Genomic DNA, 974 nt, shown 5'->3' with positions numbered 1-974 from the left:
AATGCCTTACGACATAGCTTGCGAGAACGTTTAATGTAAGATCCGGACTTCTTTAAACGCTTCTGTTCTCGTTTTCTAACATTCTCAAAGCCCCAACCTACCAGTCGTACTAGATGAAATCGATCGGCAATAATGGTAGCATGAGGAAACAGTTTTCTCATCTTAGAACGGAAAAACTCCGACATATCCATGACTAGATAACGCACTTTAGAGCGTTCCTGCAAACGAAACTGTTTAAAGTAGCTAAATAACGCTGCCTCACTTCTTTCGGGCAAAATATCTAATACCCGTTTACCTTTTGGATCTGTGATGATGACCTGAAACTTTTGCCCACCAGCGTTTCCTCTAAACTCATCAATAGCTAGTGTTGCCGGTAAATACTCTGGTATCCCAAAGTGAAAGGTCTTGGTAAACATACGGATGACAGTGGTAGTGGATACATCTAGCTCTTTAGCAATATCTGTATAAGTGTGAGTGCCTTGTAGCTTATACATCATCGTGGCTATTACAGCTTTACTCATTTGTAAATACTTACTTATGAAAGGATTCTTTTCATTGAAAGTTTTACCACAGAAGGTACAACGATATCTTCGTTGCGTATACTTACCAACCTTTTTGCAGTTGTTATATTGCGCATTTACTTCTGTACCTAGCTTAATAGTACGTGTGTAATACCCTTTTACCTCTGTGTGTACAGATCCACATATAGGACATGTATGAGTGACTCTAGGCAACTTAATATAGTAGATAACAGTTTTGCTTTCCTCATCAAATACGACATCATGAATAAAATTTGCTTTGATATTTGTAAAAAATTCAGTATAATCTAATGTAGGCATATGCTTCAGTCCTTTCTTATTGGTGTGGTTACTTATATTGTAAAGTAAACTGAATGATATGCCTACTTTTTTGCATAAAAAAATATACCTTGGGGGGATGGCTTTTGCTGTCCCCCCAAGATATATTATAGAGCC

At 37.5% G+C, this 974-nt stretch carries 1 protein-coding gene; it reads right to left on the bottom strand.

The window, feature by feature from the left end; translation table 11 throughout:
* Positions 1-839 (bottom strand): transposase (locus EO122_RS08140; protein ID WP_164726003.1); only part of this gene is annotated, 839 nt, incomplete at its 3' end.
* Between the last annotated feature and the right edge of the window lie 135 nt (positions 840-974).

This window comes from Veillonella sp. CHU110, from assembly GCF_003992255.1.
Taxonomy (GTDB): domain Bacteria; phylum Bacillota; class Negativicutes; order Veillonellales; family Veillonellaceae; genus F0422.
This window is presented reverse-complemented; position numbering and strand designations above follow the sequence as displayed.